Consider the following 22,369-nt stretch of genomic DNA (forward strand, 5'->3'; position numbering starts at 1 on the left):
CGCGATTTCTCCACAAACGTAGCTCAGCCGAGTGCGGATGCCGCCCCCTTGAACACCAATCCAGCCCCAAGCGCTACGACGACGAATGCCGATCCCAGCGGTGCGCACCTGCGCATCAGGACTGCGACGCGTCCCTCGGCCCACCGCGGACGCTTGGCCAGGGCCCGGGTCATCCCGCCGCCCAGCTTGACGACGGCGAACCCGGCCGCCGTGAGCGTCAGGGCGAGCCCGACGCCGTACGCGAGGACGAGGAGCAGACCGAACCACGCCTGTCCCAGGGCCGCGGCGCCGACGAGCACGACGACGGCGGACGGGCTGGGCACGAGCCCTCCGGCGAAGCCGAGCAGGATCGTGCCGCGGACGGTGGGGGCGGTGGAGTGGGTGTGGGTGAAGCCGCCGTGGGTGTGTTCGAGGGTGGGGGAGGGGGCGGTGGGGGTGTGCGTATGCGGGCGGCCGTGGGCGTGGGGCCCGCTGTTGGTGTCCGTCGTCGGTGACGCGTGGGCGTGTGCGAGGACCAGGGGGCGCTCGTGTTCTTCCGCGTGCTCGTGAGCGTGGTGTGCGTGGTCGTGGTCTGGCGCGTGTCCGTGGTCGTGGTCGTGTGTGTGTCCGCTTTCGTGATCGTGGGCGTGATCGTGCGTGCGTCCGTGGCCGTGGTCGTGCGTATGTCCGTGACCATGGGAGTGCCCGTGCCCGTGCCCGTGGCCCTGCCCGTGTGCGCGGTTGCGCAAGGCCCGGCGTACGAGCGTCACCCCCGCGGTCGTCACCAGGACGCCGCTCGCGATGCCCAGCCATGCGATCACGGAAGGCGCCGCCGCCGAACCGGCCGTGACCAGGAGCCCGAGGGCGACGACGCCCAGGGTGTGCGTGACTGTCACGGAGGCGGCCAGGGGCAGGACGTCCTTCAGGCGCGCCCTGCCACCGCGTGCCGCCGCCGTCGCGGCCATCAGGGTCTTGCCGTGGCCCGGCGCGAGAGCGTGCATCGCGCCCAGGCCCACCGAGATGAGCAGGGCGAGCGCGGCGAAACCGAACGTCAGATGATGGCGGGCGACCAGCCCGTCGAGCGCCTGGGTCCAGCGGTCGGCGCCGCGCGGCAGCACGGAGGCGGCCGGCGCGTCCCGCCGCTCCTCGACAAGGGCGGGGCCGCCGGGGCGGATCCGCAGGGACGCGGTCGCGGTGTCGGCCGGCGAGGAGAGCAGCGCCTTGGGGTAGTCGGTCAGCTCCTTGGACACCGACTTCTTCGGTACGTCCGAGGAGGTGAGCGTCATCCGGTCGCCCCGCGCGGTGATCTCGCGCCAGCCGAGCCCCCGGTCGGCCCCGGCGCTGTGGAAACCGAGGGAAACCGTGTCCCCCTTGGGCAGCCGTGCCGTCAACCGGCATTCCACACGCAGGGTGTTGAGAGCCGCCTGCCCGGGCCGCACGCGCGCGTGGCTCGCGCCGACGGTGAGCGGCACCTCGCGCCCGCCCACGGTGACCTCGCTGCCGCGCGCCGCCGACGCGCACCGCTCGCGGGCCCAGTCCGTCATGCCGAGCTTCTTGATCTGCGGCTGGGCCTGCGTGGCCGGGATTTCCGCGAGGTCCTCGACGTGGTCGACCCGCAGTTGCCCTGGGGCGGCGACGAGTCCGTCGTACCGATTCACGGTGAAGTTGCCGAGCGGGTGCGCGCCCGCGGTCCCGGAGGGCACGAGCACGAGCGCGCAGGCGGCCGTGAGGACGGCGGCGCAGGAGGCGAGGACGCGACGGGGCTTCACTTCGCGGCCTCCAGTGCCTCACGGGCCGCACGGGCGCCCAGCGGTGAGAAACCCGGGTTCAGGTCGAGGGCCGACGTGAGCGAGGCGCGGGCCTCCTTCGCGTGGCCGCCGGCGCGCTCGATCACGCCGCGGTGGTAGAGGAAGGAGGCGTTGCGGTATCCGGTGGCCGTGGCCCGGCGGGCGTACGGCAGGGCTTCCGCGTCGCGGCCGTTGACGTGCAGGGCCCAGGCGAGGGCGTCCGCGGTGTGCACGGTGTGGCGGCGGGCCCACTCCGCGCGGGCCGCTTTCAGCGCGGCCTCGCGGTCGCCGTGGTCGGCGGCGGCCAGAGCGGTGTCGAGGTCGGCGTTGACGCCGTTGGCGCGGGCCAGCGAGACCCAGGCGTTCACCAGGGAGTACTGGTCACGGGCCCGCTGGGCGTCGCCCTTCTTGCCGCGCGCCTCGTACAGTTCTCCCAGTTCCACGAGGGGCTGGGGCAGCGGATAGCGGTCCACGACCTGTTCCATGCCACGGATCGCCGTCACGCGGTCCCCCCGCGCCGCCTGCGCGCGGGCGCGGCCTTCGAGCGCGGGGAGGTAGGTGTCGTCGGCGCCGAGCGCCCGCGCGTAGTACGTGAGCGCCGTGCCGTACTCGCCCTGGTTCCATGCGAGTTGGCCGAGCGCGGTCGCCACGTACGAGACGTCGCCGCGGGAAGTCGCCGTGCTGAGCGCCTGCTGAAGGACCCGGCGCGCGGTCTTCACATCGCCGCGCAGCTCGTGCACATAGGCGTACCGCGTGAAGACGGGCACGCCCGGGCGGCGCGAGTCGGCCACGTCGGCGGCCTTCGACGCCTCGTCGTAGCGCCCGAGTTCGACCAGGGCGTCGATACGGGAGCACAGGGCGCGCTCGCTGTACGGGTTCTCCTTCAGCACCTTGTCCGCGTACTTCAGGGCGCCGGTGAAGTCGTGCCGGGCCGCGGCGAGGGCGGCGCGCCCCGCGAGCGCGGACTCGTTGTCGGGGCGCAGCTCCAGGGATCGGTCCAGCGCCTGCTCGGCCTGCGGATACCGGGAGGGATCGCCCTTGGTGCGGGCCTGCTCCACGTACGCGAGCCCGAGCGTCGCCCAGCCGCCGAAGTCCTTGGGCTGAGCCTTGAGATGGGCCTGCAGAGAGGTGATGCTCGCGTCCAGATCCCCACTGGCGAGCAGCTGTGGCGATACGCCGGTGGGCGCGGATGCCACGGTGGAGGTGGTTCCGCCGTCCCGGACGGCCCCGAGCACCACCGCCCCCGCGGTGAGCGCGACGGCCAACGCGGCGGAGCAGGCCGTGAGTTGGGCCACACGCCAGCGTCGCTGGGACGCCGACAGCCGTCGCACGGCGGCGACGCGCTCGTCGGCGGGCGCTTCCTTGGCCCCCGCGGTGCCTGTGTCGGGCGCTTCCGCGGCCCTCACAGTGCCTGTGTCGGGCGTGGCCTCCTCGGCGTCCGTCGTCGCGCTCTCGTTCGTACGCGGGGACATGCCCTCTCCTCAAAGTCCTGGGCGGAAACGGTCGTTGCGGGGGTGGGGCGGCGCGGCCCGCACCGTGGGGGATGAGTACGTACGGGCCGCGCCAGTCGTTGCGCCGGGCCGCAGGGCCCGGCTGCGCCGCCGGGTCAGTAGGCCCGGTTGTGCATCCGTCGGCGCCACCACATGAGGCCGGTGGCGATCAGCAGGAACCCGGCCGCGCCCGCCGCCGCGGAGGCCGCGATCAGCGTGGTGTCGGTGCCGCTGCCGGAGGAGCCCGCGGGCTTCAGCGCGTCACCGAGCTGGTTGCGCACGTCGGTCCCGCTGGTGGTGCCCTTGGCGAGCGGTCCGCGCGAACCCGAGGTCGGCTCGGCCACGTACGGGAAGTAGTTCTCGAACTTCTTGTCGTTCTTGTCGACCGCGTCGCCCAAGTCGTTCTTGGAACCGACCAGCTCGCCCTCGACGACCTGCAGCGAGGCGTCGATCACGTCGTCGGTGAGCCGACGTCCGTTCGGGAAGCCCGCGTTGTCGCCGTCGAGCACACCGAGCCGCTTGGGATGCATGGTGGGCTTGATCGAGGTGTTGAGCCGCAGCTCCTCCGCCGGGCGCACGTTGGGCGGCTGGTTGAGGCCCTTCACGCCCTTCAGGAACACGTCGACCAGGTCATTGCGGGGCTCCGCGGGAGCCTTGATCTTGTAGATCGCCTCGATGAGCTTCGGCAGCTCCGGGTTGGTCACGTTCTTCAGGAACTGACCGTCGTTCCACGGCGCGGACGCGTTGAACTTGTCCTTGTCCTTCTGTGGGTTGACGACCTCGTTGACCAGCGGCATGCCGAGCCGGGAGACCTGCGTCCAGTCACCGTGCGCGTCCTTGCGCTGGGTGGTGGACCAGATGCCGACGATCGGCTGTCCGGCCGACTCGCGGATCATGTCGTTCGGGACCTGCAGGGCTATCGAGTTGACGTTGTAGCCCTTGAGGGTGTCCCGCCCGACCTCGGTCAGGTTCCCGCCGTACAGCAGGTCGAAGACGCGCAGGTCCAGGAAGAACGGGTCGTCCGCCTGCCCGGCGAACGTCGTCGAACCGCCCGCGAGCTTGTAGACGGCCTGGTCGCGCAGCTTGCCGTAGTCCGGCATCGACGCCTTGCCGACGTTCGACGGGGCCACCGGAACGTCGTCGGCGACCTTCGTCCGCGACACCAGCTTCTGGTTGTGCAGCCGCAGCAGATCGATGTCGTACGACTGCGTGATGTTCAGGTCGGGGTCGTCGAGGCTGGTGACCGGACCCGTGTTGTACAGGAAGGTGTTGCCGTTCTTGCGGTGCGTCTTGAAGGTGTAGCGGTAGACCAGCTCGCCCTGCGCGTCGCCGTTGTTGTCGATGTGGATGTCGTACTGGGCGTCGTCGGCGAAGGTGTAGAAGTTGGGTCCGCCGGCCGGTTCCTCGAAGGGGATCCAGTTGGCCACGATGGTCGTGGTGTTGGGCTTGTCGGGGCTCACGAACGCGTACACGTCCGTGTTGTCGTACTGGGGCTGCCCCGAGATCAGCGGGGCCTCCCGGTGGCTGGAGGCGGAGGCCGCCCCCGGTTCCAGCGCGGTCATGCCGGCGGCTGCGAGCCCCCCGGCGGCCAGCGCACCACATACGAGGGTCGCGAGACTCCTGCGTCCCGCGCCGCTCCTGGAGAAAGGTGTCATGCCGTCCGTCCTCACGTCCCAATTGCCTGACGCACGCCATTCGGAGCGGTCGCCGGGGTGGATTGGTCGAATCCCAAACGTTCTTACGGCGGCTTGGTCGGCTTGTTTCATCGACGAGCTCGTTTGTTTGTTCGGCGGCGGACCCGGGAACTGTTCGGCCGCAGTCTCAGAACTGTTCGGAGACGGACCCGCGTTTTCGGTTCGCTGATCCGTAACCCCATCCATAGACAGGCTCGCTGCGAACACGTAGGGGAAAGGACGGGCCGTGTGCGGCCGGAGAGGGGGACGGGTGGAGGCGGACGAACTTCTGGTACTCGTGGCCGGAGGTGACCAGAAGGCATTCGAGGAGCTGTACGGACTGGTGTCCGGGCCGGTGTTCGGACTGGTGCGCCGGGTGGTCCGGGACCCGGCCCAGACGGAGGAGGTGGCCCAGGAGGTGCTGCTCGAACTCTGGCGCTCCGCCGCGCGGTTCGACCCCGGACGCGGCAGCGCCCTGTCCTGGATCCTCACCCTCGCGCACCGCCGCGCCGTCGACCGGGTCCGCAGCGCCCGTGCGGCCACCGAACGCGAGCAGCGCGAGGGGCGGCGGGCACATCACCCCGCCTTCGACCAGGTCGCCGAGGAGGTCGAGGCCGGGCTCGAACGCGAGTGGGTGCGCCGCTGCCTGGACCGGCTCACCGCCCTGCAACGCCAGTCCGTCACCCTCGCCTACTACGACGGCTACACGTACCGTGAAGTGGCCGAACGGCTCAAACTGCCCCTCGGCACCGTCAAGACCCGTATGCGCGACGGCCTCACGCGCCTGCGCGAATGCCTGGGAGGTGCCGCATGAGCCTGCTTGACCGCCTCCTTCGCCGCGATCTGCACTCCCTCGCCGCCCCCTACGCCCTCGACGCCCTCGAACCCGACGAGCGCCGCCGCTTCGAACGCCATCTCAGTGGCTGTGTGCGCTGCTCCGCCGAGGTGCGGGCGCTGACCGAGGACGCGGTGCGGCTCGCCTGGTCGACGGCGGCACCGGCTCCGGCCGCGCTGCGGGACCGGGTGCTGACCGCCGTACGCACCACACCGCAGGAGGCGCCGCGCCAGGAGGCACCACGCCCGCGTGCCCCCCAGCAGCCCTCACGCGCGCGTGCCCCCCGCTTCCGTCCCCTTCTCGCCCCGCTCGCCACCACCACGGCCGCCGCGGCCCTCGTCGTCGCCTCCCTGTTCGCCGTGCAGGCGACGCAGACCCAGGACAAGCTCGACCAGGAGCGGGCCCAGGCACGTGAGATCGCCCACGTTCTCGCGGCGCCCGACGCACGCGCGACCAGTGAACGGGACGCACAGGGGCGCGGAATCGGAGTTGTCGCCTCCGCATCGGAGCGGCGCGCCGTCGTGACGGTGAGCGGACTCGGTACTCCCTCAGGAGGGCGGGTGCACCAGCTGTGGCTCATGCGCCCCAACGAGAATCCGCGATCCCTCGGGCTCGTCGAGGGCGACACGCCCTTGGTCGCCGACGGACTGAATACGAATGCGACGTCACTCGCTGTGACCGTCGAACCTCATGGGGGCTCAGTACAGCCCACCACCACACCAGTTGTCCAACTCGCCCTGGAAACTGTTGGATTCGGAGAGTGATCGTCAACACCCTTACAGGGAAGGTGAATCCTGTGCCCGCGATACACGAGTGCCGCGAGGGAGCGATAGGGTTAGCCTGCCCGGGCCGGGTGGACTCGTACGGGTGGGGAGTGACATGGAACAGATAACAGTGCGCAGCAGGGCACGTGTCCCTGCGATCACCTGCGGGAGCAGCGCGACAAGTTCGCGCCTCGACCGCCATCTCGCTGTGCTGGGCGGCCCTGCCGTCCCGCAGCGCGAGACGGCCGAGGCCACCTCGCTGATGCGTGAGCTCACGGCGCGTGACACCGCGCACGACAGCAGCGGCAGGGGCGCGCGAGTTCGGCGGGTCTCGCTGTTCGCACCGCTGAAGCGGCTGCGCCGTACGCTGTTCGGCGGCCGCTGAGCAGCGGTTCGACACCGGCGTTCCACGACCCGCGCTCCGGCGATCCCACCGACCCGGCGCAGCGCTGCACTTCCGCGTCCGTCATCCCCACGGCAGGCAGCGGCGCCCGGTGGGTCACCATGCCGGGGCGCGGGTCACCACACTCGGCAGGTCGGTGCGCCCGGTAGGCCGCCACGCTCAGCGGGCCACCCCGTCCCGCACCAACTCCGTGACGTCCGCATCCGTCATCCCCAGCGACCGCAACACCGCCCCGGTGTGCTCTCCGAGCCGGGGAACGGCCCCCATCCGCGCCTCCTCCCCACCCGGCAGCGTGATCGGCGGCAGCAGCGCCCGTAGCGGCCCCACCGGTGACCCCACTTCCCGCCACCGGTCCCTGGCCGCCAGCTGCGGATGCTCCGCCACGTCCCGTACGTCCCTCAGGCGGGCGCAGGCGATGCCCGCCCCCTCCAGCCGGGCCACGGCCTCGTCGGCACCGAGCACGCCCAGCGCCTTCGCCACCAGCGCGTCCGTGCGCTCCCGGTTCTCGACCCGTGCCGCGTTCGTCGCGTACGCCGGATCGTCCGCAAACTCCGGCTCGCCCAGTACCCGTTGGGCGAGCCGCCGCCACTCCCGGTCGTTCTGCACCGACAGCAGCACCCGCCCGCCGTCCGCCGTCGGATAGGCGTCGTACGGCGCGATGACGGCGTGCGCGAGGCCCGTGCGCGCCGGGGGCGTTCCCCCGTGCATCGCATGGTGCAGCGGATGCCCCATCCACTCGGCGAGCGACTCCAGCATCGACACCTCCACCGGCCCCCCGCGCCCGGTCGTGCCGCGCCGCACCAGCGCCGCGAGCACCCCCGAGAACGCGTACATGGCCGCCGCGATGTCCGCCGCCGGAATCCCCGCCTTCACCGGCTGCTCCGGCGTCCCCGTCACCGACACCATCCCGGCCTCGCACTGCACGAGCATGTCGTACGCGCGTTTGTCGGCGTACGGTCCCGAGGCCCCGTACCCCGAGATGTCCACGGCGATGAGCCGTGGATGCGCGGCGCACAGCGTCGCCGCGTCCAGGCCGAGCCGCGCCGCCGCACCCTGCGCGAGGTTCTGCACGAACACGTCCGCGTCCGCGGCCAGACGGCGTACGACGTCGAGCCCCCGCGGGTCCTTCAGATCGAGGGCGACGGACTCCTTTCCCCGGTTGCACCACACGAAGTGCGAGGCGAGTCCGGCGGCCGCGGTGTCGTATCCGCGGGCGAAGTCCCCGCCGTCGATCCGCTCGACCTTGACGACCCGGGCGCCGAGATCGGCGAGCTGGCGGGTCGCGAAGGGCGCGGCTACGGCCTGCTCGACGGCGACGACGGTGATGCCCTCCAAGGGCAGGGGAAGTGGCTGCATGCGCTGGATCATGGCCTGTGCGTAACACCTTTGTCATGCATGGATGTTGACGGGGCAATCTTCTGTGGCCAGGCCGGCTGATCGTTTACACGAGTCATCGGCTGCGGCGTCGTCAGGCGGCTCTGGAGTGGATCAAGTCCCACGCCGACCCCATCACCGGCCTCGATTCCGAGGTCTGGGAGAACGCCGAGCTCAGCCTGCGCGAGTGGAAGCCCTCGCTCGCCGAGGCCGGCTTCCTCGCAAAGGCGGGATTGCACTTCGAGTTCGGCACCGCGGGCTTTCCGGCCGCGTTCACGGCGACCTTCACGTACGGCAGCGGCGGCCCGGTCCTCGGCTTCAGCGGCGAGTACGACGCGCTGCCCTGCCCTTTGCGGCACAAGGGCGTCGGCCATCACGACCCGCGCGAGTACCTCCACGGCCCTCCCGCAGTGCCTAACGCCTGGGGACCCCCCAGCCCCCAGCTGTGGCCCCGGCCAGGGGCCGCGGCCACAGCGCCCTGGTTACGGCGGCCGCAGCGGCAGCCGCCGCCGTCGCGCAGGCCGCCAGGAGGCACAAACTCCCCGTCGCCGTGAAGTTCTTCGGCTCCACCGCCGAGGAGACCTTGATCGGCAAGACGTACGCGGTCGGCAAGGGCGTGTACGACGGCCTCACGCGTTCCTCGAGTGGCACCCCTCGACCGCGAACGCCACCGGCTGGGGCACCACCACCGCGATGACCGCCGAGTTCGGCGACCAAATGTGGGCATTGCGCACGCCGCTCACCGTCCGCCGGTCGCGTACCGGCGGACGGCCGACGGCAGGAACACGGCGATGATCGCGCAGGACCACGCCAGCGATCCGGCGACGGGGTGAGCCACCGGCCAGGCGGCCCCCTCGGGCACGGGGGCGTTCCCGAACAGGTCTCGCAGCGCCGTGGTCACCGCACTGATCGGATTCCACTCGGCGATCGCGCGCAGCCAGCCCGGCAGATTGTCGGTGGGGATGTACGCGTTGGACAGCAGCGGCAGCATGAAGGTCGCGCTGCCCAGTTGGCCGGCGGCCTCCTCGCTCCGGGAGAGGAGGCCGAGGAAGATTCCGATCCACGTGGTCGCGAACCGGAACAGCAGCAACAGCCCGACGGCGCACGCCGCTTCGAGTGCCGAGCCCTCGATCCGCCAGCCGACCGCGAGTCCGACGAGCAGCAGCGGCATCGTCCCGACGGCCGTGACGACCAGGTCCGCCACCGCCTGCCCGAGCGGGAGGGCCGCCCGGCTCATCGGCAGGGTGCGGAAGCGGTCCATCACGCCCCGGTGCGAGTCCTGGGCCGCCTGGAACATGCCGGTCATGATCCCGTTGGCCGCGGTCGCCACCAGCAACCCCGGTACGAGGAAGGCCCGGTACTCCTCGCCGGGGATCGCGAGTGCGCTGCCGAAGACGTACCCGAAGAACAGCAGCATGGTGATGGGCATGGTCTGGGTGAGGATCGCCAGGCCCGGATTGTTGCGGATCCGCCGCAGCTGGCGGCCCAGCATCGCGGTCCCGTCGTACGCCAACGTACTCATGTCACGAGCTCCTTGTGGTCGGACGGGGCTTGGTTCCGGCCGTCGGTGAGCCGGAGGAAGACGTCGTCGAGGGTCGGTGGGCGCAGGCTCGCGTCGAGCAACGGCACGCCCGCCGCGTCGAGTTCGCGGACGAGACGGGGCAGTGTCAGCGTCAAGTCGGTGGTGACGGCGCCCACCGCGTGCCGCTCCTCGGCGAACGTGGGTTCGCGGCCCGTGAGTTGGTCCAGGACGGCGGCCGCCTGGGCCATGGCGTCCGCGTGGGCGACGACGACTTCGGCGTACGAGCCGATGAGCGCCTTGAGTTCGGCGGGCGAGCCGGTGTGGGCGACCCTTCCCCGGTCCACGAGGACGATGTCGTCGGCCAGCTGGTCGGCCTCCTCCAGGTACTGCGTGGTCAGCAGCACGGTCGTGCCCTCGGCCTTCAGCGCGCGCACGGCCGCCCAGATCTGATTGCGGCTCGCGGGGTCGAGCCCGTTGGTGGGCTCGTCCAGGAAGAGCACCGCGGGGCGGCGGATCAGACTTGCCGCCAGGTCGAGGCGGCGCCGCATGCCGCCCGAGTAGGTGGACGCCGGGCGGTCCGCGGCCTCGGCCAGCCCGAAGCGGTCGAGAAGCTCGGCCGCCCGCGCCCCCGCGTCCCGCACGCGGTGCAGCTTCGAGAAGAGCCGCAGGTTCTGGCGTCCGGTGAGGTCGCCGTCGACCGAGGCGTACTGCCCGGTGACCCCGATGCTCCGGCGGACGGCCGCGGCCTCCCGCACGAGATCGTGCCCGGCGACACGCGCGGACCCCGCGTCGGGTCGCAGCAGTGTGGTGAGCAGCCGTACGGCCGTGGTCTTGCCCGCGCCGTTGGGCCCCAGCACTCCGCAGACCGTGCCCTCCGCCACGGCCAGATCCAGGCCGCGCACGGCATGGACGTCCCCGAAGCGTTTCTCCAGACCCTCACTAAGTACAGCGTACGTAGTAGCCATGGGGCGACCATAACGCACTACGTACGCTGTACGTAACTAGGATGGTCGCGAGGTGATCGACCAATGGCAGGGCGCAACGCCGTACCCGAAGTGATCTGGGCCCGTCCCGAGCGCGCGGGCCGTGGTCCGCGGCCGGCGTACAGCCGTGCGGACATCGCGGCCGCCGCCGTGCGGATCGCGGACACGGAGGGGCTCGACGCGGTCTCGATGCGGCGCGTGGCCGCCGAGCTGGGCTGCGGCACGATGTCGCTCTACAACTACGTGCCGCGCAAGGAGGACCTGTACGAGCTGATGGTCGACGCCATCAGCGGCGAGCACGACATCCAGGAGCCCTCGGGCGACTGGCGCGCCGACATGCTCCGGGTCGCCCGTCAGACCCGAGCCCTCATGCACCGTCACCCCTGGCTGCCGGGTCTCATGTCCCCGGTCTACGGCTTCAGCCCCAACGCCCTGCGCTACCTGGAGCACTGCCTGACCTGCCTCGACCCGCTCGAGGCGCGGTACGGCACGAAGATCGAGCTGATCGCGATGCTCAACGGGGTCGTGACGACCTACGTCGGCAATGAACTGGCCACCGCCGAACGCACGCGTTCGCTGCCCTGGTCGGAGGAGCAGGAGAACGCGGTCCGGATCGCCTATCTGGGGTCGCAGGTGGCGACCGGTGCCTATCCGCGCATGGCCGCGGCCTTCATGGAGGACGCCGGGCCCATCGATCTGGAGGCGGTGTTCGAGCGGGCGCTGGGGCGGGTCCTCGACGCGTTCGAACCGAAGGGCTAGATCAGCGCGAACTGCCCTTCCGGGCCTTCTTCGTGGTGGTCGAGGACGGAGGCCGGCCGACGCGCCGTGTCCGGAACCGGGAGCACGCCCGCCTTGCGCAGCTCGGCCTGAGTGATCGGTGACTCGATCGTCAACTCGGCCTGCTGGGGCCGCAGTTCCGCTAGCAGTGCCAGTACCGTGACGAGTTCCAGCAGTTCGGACGTCCAGGCCTGCGGCCATGTGGCGGGCCGGATCGCCTCCAGGGTGCCCGGCTCGGGCGGCAGTTCCGTCCTGGCCGTGAACCACTGCTCCAGCACGCGCACGCCGCCCGCCTCGAAGTCCCAGGCCTCCGGGGGTACGGGCGAGATCCGGCCCTCGTCGAGGTGGAGAGCCTCCTCGTCACGGTCGTAGTGCAACTCCAGCGGGCGGGTCGGGAGCGGGGCGCGGACATAGGGGCGGCGGCCGCCGGGAAGCTTGGGGCGCTCGCCGTCGCGGCGCATCAGCCACAGCATCCGGCGGCCCAACTCGACGCCGTGCGCCCATACTTCGCGGTCGGCGGTGAGCGGGACGGCCCGTCCGTCGCGCCCGGCGCGCGCGACCGCAACCGTCCAGGCGAGGGCGTCGCCGGGGGTTGGGGAGTGGCCCAGGCGAGTGCCGAGGTGCTCCAACAGGCCCGGGGCCAGATTCGGTTCGAGGCCGGCGGGGCGCCGGTAGAGGGGGCGGACGCGGCCCGCGCGACCGGCGCTCAGGGGCAGGACGGAGGCGGCCAGCAGCACCGGCCCCGACGAATCGGGAACCACCGTCTGCTCGACCGCGAACACCTGCTGCTCGTCGGCCACCCGCCACAACTCGGGGCGCGCCGCGTCGATCAGCCGGTGGTCGGGAATCAGCCACTGCTCGTCGAAAGGCCCGCGCAGGACGCGTACCGGCTCAGCGCAGGGACCCGACTCGCGCGCAAGACGGCCCGTCCCCGTGGACTGCCCCGGCAGCTGCGCCACCGCCGAGTGCGTCGTGCGCGAGCGCGTCGGGCCGAACAGCGTCTCGCGGTCGGGCCCTTCGGTCTTCATCAAGGCGTCCCAGCGCGCCCTCAGGGTCGCGGCGTCGGCGGCCGTCGGCCACCCCCGGCCCAGCCTCGGCGGTGCGACGGACCACGGCATGAGGTCCGCGAGCAGCGGAGCGTCGTCGTGCGTCACGCTCGGCATCGTACGACGTGATCAGTGGGTGTCGAGGGTGACCGTGAAGGAGAAGCGGTCGCCCCGGTAGTGGATGACGGCCACGTCGAGGGCCCGCCCGTCCTGGTCGTAGATGACGCCCGTGTAGCGCAGGATCGGGCTGAGCAGCGGTACTTGGAGCAGCCGCGCCGTCTCCGGGTCCGCGAGCCGCGCCTCCACGGTGTCGGTGATGCGGCTGATGCTGACGCCGATCACGTCCCGCAGCACCTTGGTCATCGGCCAGCGGATCAGATCCTCCCGGTCGATGCGCTCCGCCAGCTCCGGCCTGATGTAGTTGCGCGCGTGGTTCGTCGGCTCGCCCGTCTTCTCGTCGCCGCGCAACCGGTGATACGTCGCGACCTCGTCCAAGTCCGGAAAATACTCCACCAATTCCCCTGAAACCGGAGCTTTCCCCTGTTCCAGCAGCTCGGTGGCCATGCCGGACTGCTGGGCGACAATCGCGTCCACCGAGCCGAGCAGCCGCACGGGCGCGCCCCGCTGAGCGCTCGGCTCGATGAAGGTGCCCCGCCGGCGATGGCGCGTGATGAGCCCCTCGTCCTCCAACTCCTTGAGCGCCTGCCGCATGGTCAGCACGCTCACCCCGTAGTGCCCCGCCAGTTGCTCCTCCGTGGGCAGCCGCAGCGGGTCCTGGGGCGAACGGCCGAGTATCGAGGCACGCAGGGACTGCGAGACCTGATACCAGAGCGGCAGCTTGCGGTTCAGGACGATCGAGTCCGGTGAGAAGGAGGTCACGAGGGTATCCGTACCGGTCGCGGGCCGTGAATGCAACGGGCGGTGAATCTCAGTCCACCGGGCGGGAGTCCGGTCGGAAGTGCCGCTGGAGGCCCTGCCACACGTCGTCGTACCCCTGCTGCAGATGCTCCGCCCGCGCCGCCTGGGCCGTCGCGGTGACCGGCCAGCGCGTCTCGAACATGAAGGCGAGCCCGTCGTCGATCTTCTGCGGGCGCAGCTCCGCGGCGCTCGCCCGGTCGAAGGTCTCGCGGTCCGGCCCGTGCGCGGACATCATGTTGTGCAGCGAGCCGCCGCCCGGAACGAAGCCCTCTGCCTTCGCGTCGTACGCGCCCTCGACGAGCCCCATGTACTCGCTCATCACATTCCGGTGGAAGTACGGCGGCCGGAACGTGTTCTCGCCCACCAGCCAGCGCGGCGCGAAGACCACGAAGTCGACGCCGGCCAGGCCCGGGGTGTCCGACGGGGACGTCAGCACCGTGAAGATCGACGGGTCCGGATGGTCGTAGCTGATGGTGCCGATCACATTGAAACGGCGCAGGTCATAGATGTACGGCACATGGTTGCCGTGCCAGGCGACCACATCCAGCGGCGAGTGGTCGTACGTCGCCGTCCAGAGGTTGCCGCAGAACTTGTTCACCACCTCCACCGGGCCCTCGACGTCCTCGTACGCGGCGACGGGCGCGAGGAAGTCGCGGGCGTTGGCGAGACCGTTGGCACCGATTGGGCCGAGGTCGGGCAGCCGGAAGGGCGCCCCATAGTTCTCGCACACATAGCCCCGGGCGGAATCGTCCAGGAGGTCCACACGGAAGCGGACACCACGGGGAATCACCGCCACCTGGCTCGGCTCCACATGCAGCAGGCCGAATTCGGTCCGCAGCAGCAGCCCGCCGCGCTCCGGAACGATCAGCAGTTCACCGTCGGCGTCGCTGAACACCCGCTCCATCGAGGAGTTGGCGTGATACAGGTGCACCGCCATGCCGGTGCGCTGGGTCGCGTCGCCGTTGCCGCCGAGGGTCCACAGGCCTTGTACGAAATCCGTCCCGGCCGGGGGCTCGGGCAGCGGGTTCCAGCGCAGCCGGTTCGGGTCGGGCGCCGTCTCCGTGAAGGGAGCCGTGCGGAGCGCGCCGTTGTCCACGCGGGTGAACGCGGGGTGCGCGGCCGACGGATGGATCCGGTACAGCCATGAGCGCCGGTTGTGCGCCCTCGGCTCGGTGAACGCCGTACCGCTCAGTTGCTCCGCGTACAGCCCGAGCGGTGCCCGCTGCGGCGAGTTGCGGCCGTGCGGCAGTGCCCCCGGGACCGCCTCCGAGCTGAATTCGTTGCCGAAACCGGAGAGGTAGGTCAGCCCCTCGGCCGTCTTCCTCGCGTCCCCGCTCATGATCGCTCCCTCGCGCCTGATTCCTATGCATCACCGTAGGATTCAGGTTTTCCGCGCGCAAGGGGTCGACTCCGCGCGTCGCGCGGGATCGGCCATGGCCGGCGCGCCGAGGTGGCCGAATTCGCCTCCCGGCGTACCACTCAGGGCTCGGCGTACCACCCAAGAACCCGACTCCAGGGGGATCCGACTGTCAGAGCGGTGTTCTACGCTCCCCGGCATGTCGTGGACGCGTGGACTGCTCGCCGCGCTCGCGGTCTGCGCCCTGCTCGGCGGATCGGCGGGCTGCGCCACCAGCGACGCGCACGAGCGGAAGGACGGAACGTCGGCCTCGCCCGTGGGCAAGCTGCTGGACGAGACCGACGAGGAGGGGCGGCTCTACCGTGAAGTGGACAAAAAGGGTGCACCGGAAGTCGAGATCGAGGTCCAGCCGGACTCCGACGACAGCTGGGACGTGACACTGACCGTCCACCACTTCCGCTTCTCGCCCACCGGCACGCGCCCCGTGCCCATGGCCGGCCGGGGCATCGCCCACCTGTACGTGGACGGCCGGACCATCGCCCGGCTCCGCACCGCCGAGTACCACCTCGCCGGCGACCTCGTCCCGCGCGGCACGCACCATGTCACCGCGCGTCTGTACGCGGACGACGGCACCGTGTGGGCCGTCCACAGCAAGCCGGTCGAGAGCACCGCCGACATCACGGCGTCGAAGGCCGGGTCGGCGGCGCCACCGACCGCGACCCCGACCATGAGTGGGACCGGCACCGGGGCCCGTACTGATACGGGAGGTTCACCGGACCCCGGCGGAAAGGCATCATGAAGCCCGTGCCCCATGCGACCTCGCTGCGCAGAGCGCCCGTACAACGGCGCAGTGCCGAACGACTGACCAGAATCCTCGACGCCTGCGCCGACCTCCTCGACGAGGTCGGCTACGACGCCCTGAGCACCCGTGCCGTGGCCCAGCGGGCCGGTGTGCCCATCGGCTCCGTCTACCGTTTCTTCGGCAACAAGCGCGCCATGGCCGACGCGCTCGCCCAGCGCAACCTGGAGCGCTATGCCGAGCGCGTCACCGAGCGCCTCCTGGAGACGGGAGGCGGTGGCTGGCGCGCCGCCATGGACGCCGTGCTCGACGAATACCTCGCCATGAAGCGCACCGCGCCCGGCTTCTCCCTCGTCGACTTCGGCAACCAGATCCCCGTCGGCTCCGGAACCGCTCAGCCCAACACCCGAGTTGCCGACCGCCTCACCGAACTGCTCTCCGGTTACCTCGACCGCACCCCCGACGAGGACCTCCGCCGCACCTTCCTGATCGCCGTGGAGACCGCGGACACCCTGGTCCACCTGGCCTTCCGGGTCGCGCCGGAGGGGGACGAGCGGATTATCGAGGAGGCGCGGGAGCTGTTGCGGGCGTACCTGGCCAGGGTCCTGGACTGAAGGGTTCACGTGGGCGGTGGGCCGCTCGCACATTTCCGACCGCACCCCCACTGACCCCTCCCCTCCATGCGTACCGGTCGGTATGCTCGGCCCCAGTCCGCGTGCCATCGCCGTCACCGCCCTCCGGGAGGACCCGTGTCCCGCACCTCCGGCACCACCCCCGACTCCCGCACCGCCTTGCGCGTGTGCCCGCTCTGCGAGGCCACCTGCGGGCTGACGCTCACCATCGAGGGCATCCGGGTGACCGGAGCCCGGGGCGACCGCGACGATGTGTTCAGCAAGGGGTTCATCTGCCCCAAGGGCGCCTCCTTCGGGGCGGTCGACGGGGATCCGGACCGGCTGCGCGCTCCCCTCGTCCGCAAGGACGGCGAGCTGCGGGAGACGACCTGGGAGGAGGCGTTCGACGCGGTGGCCGCGGGACTGAGGCCCGTCGTCGAGCAGTACGGGCCGCACGCCGTCGGCATCGTCCTCGGCAACCCGAACGTGCACACCATGGCCGGCGCCCTCTACCCGCCCGTCCTGCTCACCGCGCTGCGCACCCACAGCCTCTTCACCGCCTCCACCGTCGACCAGATGCCCAAGCACGTCTCCAGCGGACTGCTGTACGGCGACGCCAACGCGATCCCCGTACCTGACCTCGACCACACCGACCACCTCCTGCTCATCGGCGCCAACCCCCTGGAATCCAACGGGAGCCTGTGCACCGCCCCCGACTTCCCCGGCAAGCTCAAGGCGCTGCGCGCACGCGGCGGCACGCTGACGGTCATCGACCCGCGCCGGACGCGTACGGCCAAGCTCGCCGACCGGCATGTGGCGATCCGACCCGGCACCGACGCACTGCTGCTCGCGGCGATGGCGTACGTCCTCTTCGAGGAGAAGCTCGTCGACCTCGGCGCGCTCGCCCCGCACGTCCAGGACGTCGACGAACTCGCCGACGCCGTACGCGACTTCACCCCCGAGGCCGCGAGCGAGGCCTGCGACGTCGACGCGGACACCATCCGGGTACTGGCGCGCGAGCTCGCCGCCGCGCCCACCGCCGCCGTCTACGGCCGCATCGGCAGCTGCACCGTCCCGCACGGCACGCTCGCCAGCTGGCTCGTCGACGTCCTCAACATCCTCACCGGCAACCTCGACCGGCCCGGCGGCGCCCTCTTCCCGCAGGCCGCGACCGACAAGACACCCCGGCCCGCAGGCCCCGGACACGGCTTCGCGCTGGGCCGCTGGCACAGCAGGGTGAGCCGCTATCCCGAAGCCAAGGGCGAACTGCCGCTCTCCGCCCTCGCCGAGGAGATCGACACCGCCACCCAGGACGGCAGCCCGGTCCGCGCCGTCATCGCCGTCGCCGCCAACCCCGTACTGTCCGCCCCGGACGGCGACCGCCTCGACAAGGCCCTGGACTCGCTGGACTTCATGGTCAGCGTCGACCCCTACCTGAACGAGACCTCGCGCCACGCCCACGTCGTTCTGCCGCCGCCCCCGCCCTCGCAGAGCGCGCACCACGACTTCGCCTTCAACACCCTCGCCGTACGCAACCAGGTCCGCTACAACCGCCCGGCCGTCCCGCTGGAGCAGGGCCGCATGGCCGAGACCGAGATCCTCGCGCGGCTCGTCCTCGCCGCGACCGGCATGCACGGCGCCGACCCGTCCGCCGTGGACGCCATGGTCATCGACACCACCCTCGGCAAGTCCGTCACCGAGGCGCATTCCTCGGTGCACGGCCGCGACCCGAAGGAACTCGCCGACCAACTCACCGGTGACAACGGCTCCGAGCGGCGGCTCGACATGATGCTGCGCCTGGGCCCGTACGGCGACGGTTTCGGCGCCAGGCCGGACGGGCTGAGCCTCGCGAAGCTGCTGGCCCATCCGCACGGCATCGACCTCGGCCCGCTGCGGCCGCGCCTGCCGCAGCCACTGAAGACGCCCAGCGGGAAGATCGAGCTGCTGCCCGGCCCGATCGCCGACGATCTGCCGCGCCTGCGCGACGCCCTGCGTGAGCGCCCGGCGGCCCTGGTGCTGGTGGGCCGCCGCCATCTGCGCTCCAACAACAGCTGGATGCACAACGTGCCCGCCCTCACCGGCGGCTCCAACCGCTGCACCGTGCACATCCACCCCGAGGACGCCGAACGCCTCGGGCTCATCGACGGAGCTGCCGTCCGCGTCAAGGGCGCCGGGGGAGAGGTGACGGCCCCCGCCGAGATCACCGACGCCGTACGACGCGGTGTGGTGAGCCTGCCGCACGGCTGGGGACACAACCGCCCCGGCACCCGGATGAGCCACGCCGCCCTGGACCCGGGCGTCAACGTCAATCAGCTCCTCGACGGCTCGCTCCTCGATCCGCTGTCGGGCACGGCGGTGCTCAACGGCGTGCCCGTGGAGCTCGCGCTCACCGAGACAAGCCTGTGACCTGGAGTTTTGCGCTTATTGCTCGCGTGTCAACATCTTGTTAACGCTTGCGGGCCCGACCTAACGTCGCCCTACCGCCGGCCCTGGTGGGAGTTCAAGGGCGAACGTTAGGTATTCATTCATGCTGACCATCCTCGGCTTCGCCATGATCGCGACCTTCCTGGTCCTGATCATGCTGAAGAAGATGTCGCCGATCGCGGCGCTCGTGCTGATCCCGGCACTCTTCTGTGTCTTCGTCGGAAAGGGCGCCAAGCTCGGTGACTACGTCATCGACGGCGTCACCAGCCTCGCTCCCACGGCGGCGATGCTGATGTTCGCGATCGTCTACTTCGGTGTGATGATCGACGTCGGTCTCTTCGACCCGATCGTCCGGGGGATCCTCAAGTTCTGTAAGGCCGACCCACTGCGGATCGTGGTCGGCACGGCGGTCCTCGCCGCGATCGTCTCCCTCGACGGGGACGGCTCGACCACCTTCATGATCACGGTCTCGGCGATGTACCCGCTGTACAAGCGCCTGAAGATGAGCCTGGTCGTGATGACCGGTGTCGCCGCGATGGCGAACGGCGTGATGAACACGCTGCCCTGGGGCGGCCCGACCGCCCGCGCCGCGACCGCGCTGAAGCTCGACGCGAGCGACATCTTCGTCCCGATGATCCCTGCCCTCGCCGTCGGTCTGCTCGGCGTCTTCGCCCTCGCGTACGTCCTCGGTCGCCGCGAGCGCAAGCGTCTGGGCGTCCTGACGCTGGACGAGGTGCTGGAGCCGCAGGAGGCGGAGACGGTTCTGGTCGGCGCGGGCTCCGGCGGGTCAGGCACCGGCTCCGGTGGCAAGAAGGCGGTGGCGACCGGCGGTTCGGGATCCGGTACGGACGCGGACTCCTCCGAGGCCGACTCCTCCGAGGGTGACGGCTTCCAGGGGCTCGACCCGAACCGCGCCACCCTGCGCCCCAAGCTCTACTGGTTCAACGCGCTCCTGACGGTCACCCTGCTCACCGCCATGATCATGGAGTGGCTGCCGATCCCGGTCCTCTTCCTGCTCGGCGCCGCGCTCGCGCTCACCGTCAACTTCCCGCACATGCCCGACCAGAAGGCCCGCCTCGGCGCCCACGCCGAGAACGTCCTCAACGTCTCCGGCATGGTCTTCGCCGCCGCCGTCTTCACCGGCGTCCTGCAGGGCACCGGCATGGTCGACCACATGGCCAAGTGGCTGGTCTCCAACATCCCGGACGGAATGGGCCCGCACATGGCCCTCGTCACCGGCGTCCTGAGCATCCCGCTCACCTACTTCATGTCGAACGACGGCTTCTACTTCGGCATCCTTCCTGTGCTCGCCGAGGCGGGTCAGGCGCACGGCGTCTCGTCCCTGGAGATCGCCCGCGCTTCGCTCGTCGGTCAGCCGCTGCACATGTCGAGCCCGCTGGTGCCGGCTGTATACGTCCTGGTCGGCATGGCGAAGGTGGAGTTCGGCGACCACACGAGGTTCGTGGTGAAGTGGGCGGCGCTCACGTCGCTGGTGGTGCTGGGGGCCGGAATTCTGTTCGGCATCATCTGATCGACGGTTGTCGGGTGGCAGGTATCGGCTGAACGGCCAGCAGGTGACAGATGACGGATGACAGACGTCGATATCTGTTATCTGTCAGCTGAAATCTGTCATCTGTTATCTGCCACCCGTCACCCGTCTTCTGTCATCTGTCGTCCGTCATCGGATGGAGGATCACTGTGGGGCCCGGTCGGAACCGAGGCTGGCTGCTGCGCCTCGTCATCGCCTTCACCTTCACACAGGGAGCGGTGTCGATGGCCCGGCCCGCCGTCTCCTACCGGGCCCTCGCGCTGGGCGCGGACGAGCGCGCGGTCGGTGTGATCGCGGCCGTTTACGCGCTGTTGCCGCTGTTCGCCGCCGTACCGCTGGGCCGTCGCACGGACCACGGCCGGTGTGCGCCCTTGCTGCCCGCCGGTGTCGTGCTCGTAGCCGGCGGCTGTGCGCTGAGCGGTACGGCGGACTCGCTGCCCGCGATGGCGGCGTGGAGCGGAGTCATGGGCCTCGGCCACCTCTGCTTCGTGATCGGTGGCCAGTCGCTCGTCGCCCGCCAGTCCGCCCCGCACGAACAGGACCGCAACTTCGGCCACTTCACCATCGGGGTCTCGCTCGGCCAGTTGATCGGCCCGATCGCGGCGGGTGTTCTGATCGGCGGTCCGGACATGGCGGGCAGCAGCGCGCTCGCGCTGCTCGTGGCGGGTGTGGTCGCCGCGGTCTCGTTCACTTCGCTGTGGCGCATCGAGGATCGTACGGCCGTCAAGTCCCGTACTGCACCGGGCGAACGCGTGCCCGTCCAGCGCATCCTGCGGGCCCGGGGCGTGCCGGCGGGCATCTTCATCAGCCTTGCCGTGCTGTCCGCGACGGATGTCCTCACCGCGTATCTGCCGGTCGTCGGCGAGCATCGGGGTATCGCGCCGTCGGTGATCGGTGTGCTGCTCAGTCTGCGTGCGGCGGCCACCATCGCCTGCCGCCTGGTGCTGACGCCGCTGCTGCGGCTGCTCGGCCGGTCTCTGCTGCTGACCGTGACGTGTTTGCTGGGGGGTGTGCTGTGCGCCGGCATCGCGCTGCCGGTGCCGGTGTGGGCGCTGGCCCTGATGCTCATCGCCCTCGGCTTCTGTCTCGGTGTCGGTCAGCCGCTCTCCATGACGACGGTCGTCCAGGCCGCCCCCGACGGCGCCCGTTCCACGGCCCTCGCCCTGCGCCTGACCGGCAACCGGCTCGGTCAGGTCGCCGCCCCCGCCACGGCGGGTCTGGTCGCAGGTGTCGCGGGCGTGGCCGCGCCGTTCGTGATGCTCGGCGCGTTGTTGCTTCTGTCGTCGGGGATCGCGCTGCGCTCGCCGGAGAAGTCTGCGCGAGTCAGCGGTGAGGCTGAGACTCCGCGGGCCAGGGTGCCGTTGCGCAGGAAGAGCGACATCTGACGGGGCGTAGGGCGCTGTTGCCGCGCCTGGAGACAACGGCGACGTCAAGATCCACGACTCGGGTACGTTGGTCGACGAGCAGAGAGACGACCCGAAGGCCGCCGGGCCGACGCCGGGCGAGTCGGGCACGGCCGGCGTGGTCGGCCACCGCGACACCAGGACGGGGCCCGCGGTCTTCGTCGCGCTCGGCCAACTCCGGCCCGGCAGGCTCGTCGAAGTCCGGCGCGTCGACGGGCGGGCCGCCGTCTACACGGTGGACGCCGTGAAGACGTACGAGAAGGCGCACTTCCCCGACAAGGAGCTGTACGGCGACAGGGGGCGCCCCGAACTGCGTCTGATGACGTGCGGCGGTGTGTGCGGCCGCAAGAGGGGCTACGCCGCCAATGTCGTCGTGTTCGCCCACCTCACCGAGACCCGGAGGCGGACGCGCACCACGTGAGGCACGCACCGCGTCGAGCCCGGCGGCGTGCGATGGAGGTGTCGGTTCCCCGGTATCCGATCTTCCGCTTCCCCCGGTACCCGGTCCTGCGCTCTACCGGTACGCGATCGTCCGTTTCCGCCCGTGTCGAACCGGACCGTCCGATCCCGCCGCGCATCTTCCCCCGGGCGTGCGCGGTCCGTTAACTTCCGTGACTCATACGTCCCGTTCGACCCGCACGGGACGTTCGACCGCGGAGCACCAGAGTCCCGTGA

General features: G+C 70.9%; 19 protein-coding genes and 1 pseudogene. 11 read left to right on the forward strand and 9 right to left on the reverse strand.

The genetic code is table 11. The features are described from left to right. Positions 1 to 23: 23 nt before the first annotated feature. The 3 genes from ACZ4RZ_RS14155 to ACZ4RZ_RS14165 all read right to left on the reverse strand — a co-directional run bounded on the left by ACZ4RZ_RS14155 (position 24) and on the right by ACZ4RZ_RS14165 (position 4,911). The gene (locus ACZ4RZ_RS14155; protein ID WP_467744499.1) at positions 24 to 1,748 is read right to left on the reverse strand and encodes a nickel transporter; all 1,725 of its coding nucleotides are present in this window, start codon (positions 1,746 to 1,748) and stop codon (positions 24 to 26) included. Continuing rightward, on the reverse strand, positions 1,745 to 3,238 hold the full coding sequence (locus ACZ4RZ_RS14160; protein ID WP_467744500.1) for a tetratricopeptide repeat protein: 1,494 nt from the start codon (positions 3,236 to 3,238) through the stop codon (positions 1,745 to 1,747). Before ACZ4RZ_RS14160 ends, ACZ4RZ_RS14155 begins: the two co-directional genes overlap by 4 nt. A gap of 134 nt (positions 3,239 to 3,372) precedes the next feature. Further along, complete coding sequence (locus ACZ4RZ_RS14165; RefSeq protein ID WP_467744501.1) at positions 3,373 to 4,911, reverse strand: DUF4331 domain-containing protein; 1,539 nt, start codon at positions 4,909 to 4,911, stop codon at positions 3,373 to 3,375. Positions 4,912 to 5,200: 289 nt separating this feature from the next. On the opposite strand from ACZ4RZ_RS14165, the gene ACZ4RZ_RS14170 reads away from it, so the two are divergent. The 3 genes from ACZ4RZ_RS14170 (at position 5,201) to ACZ4RZ_RS14180 (ending at position 6,913) form a co-directional block, all read left to right on the forward strand. Beyond that, on the forward strand, positions 5,201 to 5,743 hold the full coding sequence (locus tag ACZ4RZ_RS14170) for a sigma-70 family RNA polymerase sigma factor (protein WP_189191544.1): 543 nt from the start codon (positions 5,201 to 5,203) through the stop codon (positions 5,741 to 5,743). Then, positions 5,740 to 6,528 (forward strand): anti-sigma factor, encoded by a 789-nt coding sequence (locus ACZ4RZ_RS14175; RefSeq protein ID WP_467744503.1) that lies wholly within the window; start codon positions 5,740 to 5,742, stop codon positions 6,526 to 6,528. The genes ACZ4RZ_RS14170 and ACZ4RZ_RS14175 overlap by 4 nt, the downstream gene beginning before the upstream one ends. Positions 6,529 to 6,643: 115 nt before the next feature. Beyond that, complete coding sequence (locus tag ACZ4RZ_RS14180) at positions 6,644 to 6,913, forward strand: hypothetical protein (RefSeq protein ID WP_467744505.1); 270 nt, start codon at positions 6,644 to 6,646, stop codon at positions 6,911 to 6,913. Positions 6,914 to 7,090: 177 nt separating this feature from the next. Here the strand turns inward: ACZ4RZ_RS14180 and ACZ4RZ_RS14185 are convergent, their stop codons facing one another. Next, the gene (locus ACZ4RZ_RS14185; RefSeq protein ID WP_467744506.1) at positions 7,091 to 8,299 is read right to left on the reverse strand and encodes a CaiB/BaiF CoA transferase family protein; all 1,209 of its coding nucleotides are present in this window, start codon (positions 8,297 to 8,299) and stop codon (positions 7,091 to 7,093) included. A gap of 451 nt (positions 8,300 to 8,750) precedes the next feature. Between ACZ4RZ_RS14185 and ACZ4RZ_RS14190 the strand changes: the two genes are divergently transcribed. Next, on the forward strand, positions 8,751 to 9,002 hold the full coding sequence (locus ACZ4RZ_RS14190; RefSeq protein ID WP_467744508.1) for a hypothetical protein: 252 nt from the start codon (positions 8,751 to 8,753) through the stop codon (positions 9,000 to 9,002). Between the two features lie 42 nt (positions 9,003 to 9,044). On the opposite strand, the gene ACZ4RZ_RS14195 is transcribed toward ACZ4RZ_RS14190, so the two are convergent. Then, positions 9,045 to 9,827, reverse strand: a complete 783-nt coding sequence (locus ACZ4RZ_RS14195) for an ABC transporter permease (RefSeq protein WP_467744509.1) — start codon at positions 9,825 to 9,827, stop codon at positions 9,045 to 9,047. Next, the gene (locus ACZ4RZ_RS14200; protein ID WP_467744510.1) at positions 9,824 to 10,792 is read right to left on the reverse strand and encodes an ATP-binding cassette domain-containing protein; all 969 of its coding nucleotides are present in this window, start codon (positions 10,790 to 10,792) and stop codon (positions 9,824 to 9,826) included. The genes ACZ4RZ_RS14195 and ACZ4RZ_RS14200 overlap by 4 nt, the downstream gene beginning before the upstream one ends. A gap of 63 nt (positions 10,793 to 10,855) precedes the next feature. Here ACZ4RZ_RS14200 and ACZ4RZ_RS14205 point away from each other — a divergent pair, with 63 nt between their 5' ends. Next, positions 10,856 to 11,569 carry a TetR/AcrR family transcriptional regulator gene (locus ACZ4RZ_RS14205; RefSeq protein WP_467744512.1) on the forward strand — a complete coding sequence of 238 codons (714 nt, stop codon included), beginning with the start codon at positions 10,856 to 10,858 and terminating at the stop codon, positions 11,567 to 11,569. Here ACZ4RZ_RS14205 and ACZ4RZ_RS14210 read toward each other — a convergent pair. From ACZ4RZ_RS14210 to hmgA, 3 genes are read right to left on the reverse strand one after another with little or no spacing between them, the layout of a single operon-like run. Continuing rightward, a complete protein-coding gene (locus ACZ4RZ_RS14210) occupies positions 11,566 to 12,750 on the reverse strand; it encodes a type ISP restriction/modification enzyme (protein WP_467744514.1) in 1,185 nt (394 codons plus the stop codon). The two genes, ACZ4RZ_RS14205 and ACZ4RZ_RS14210, sit on opposite strands and share 4 nt — an antisense overlap. 12 nt (positions 12,751 to 12,762) lie before the next feature. Next, complete coding sequence (locus ACZ4RZ_RS14215) at positions 12,763 to 13,512, reverse strand: GntR family transcriptional regulator (RefSeq protein ID WP_467744516.1); 750 nt, start codon at positions 13,510 to 13,512, stop codon at positions 12,763 to 12,765. A gap of 49 nt (positions 13,513 to 13,561) precedes the next feature. Continuing rightward, positions 13,562 to 14,890 carry a homogentisate 1,2-dioxygenase gene (hmgA, locus tag ACZ4RZ_RS14220; RefSeq protein WP_467744518.1) on the reverse strand — a complete coding sequence of 443 codons (1,329 nt, stop codon included), beginning with the start codon at positions 14,888 to 14,890 and terminating at the stop codon, positions 13,562 to 13,564. 217 nt (positions 14,891 to 15,107) lie between these two features. Between hmgA and ACZ4RZ_RS14225 the strand changes: the two genes are divergently transcribed. From ACZ4RZ_RS14225 to ACZ4RZ_RS14250, 6 genes and pseudogenes are all read left to right on the forward strand, one after another. Continuing rightward, complete coding sequence (locus tag ACZ4RZ_RS14225) at positions 15,108 to 15,707, forward strand: hypothetical protein (RefSeq protein WP_467744519.1); 600 nt, start codon at positions 15,108 to 15,110, stop codon at positions 15,705 to 15,707. Further along, entirely contained in the window at positions 15,704 to 16,321 is a 618-nt protein-coding gene (locus ACZ4RZ_RS14230) for a TetR/AcrR family transcriptional regulator (RefSeq protein ID WP_369245479.1), read from the forward strand. The genes ACZ4RZ_RS14225 and ACZ4RZ_RS14230 overlap by 4 nt, the downstream gene beginning before the upstream one ends. A 135-nt stretch (positions 16,322 to 16,456) precedes the next feature. Further along, positions 16,457 to 18,724: a molybdopterin oxidoreductase family protein gene (locus ACZ4RZ_RS14235; protein WP_467744521.1), complete on the forward strand. Its 2,268-nt coding sequence runs from the start codon at positions 16,457 to 16,459 to the stop codon at positions 18,722 to 18,724. 121 nt (positions 18,725 to 18,845) lie between these two features. Continuing rightward, on the forward strand, positions 18,846 to 20,273 hold the full coding sequence (locus ACZ4RZ_RS14240) for a CitMHS family transporter (RefSeq protein ID WP_467744523.1): 1,428 nt from the start codon (positions 18,846 to 18,848) through the stop codon (positions 20,271 to 20,273). A gap of 167 nt (positions 20,274 to 20,440) precedes the next feature. After that, on the forward strand, positions 20,441 to 21,676 hold the full coding sequence (locus ACZ4RZ_RS14245; protein ID WP_467744525.1) for an MFS transporter: 1,236 nt from the start codon (positions 20,441 to 20,443) through the stop codon (positions 21,674 to 21,676). A gap of 103 nt (positions 21,677 to 21,779) precedes the next feature. Next, a pseudogene (locus ACZ4RZ_RS14250) lies at positions 21,780 to 22,115 on the forward strand (sortase domain-containing protein); the annotation flags it as partial. Positions 22,116 to 22,369 lie beyond the last annotated feature (254 nt).

The organism is Streptomyces sp. NPDC027189 (assembly GCF_055566975.1).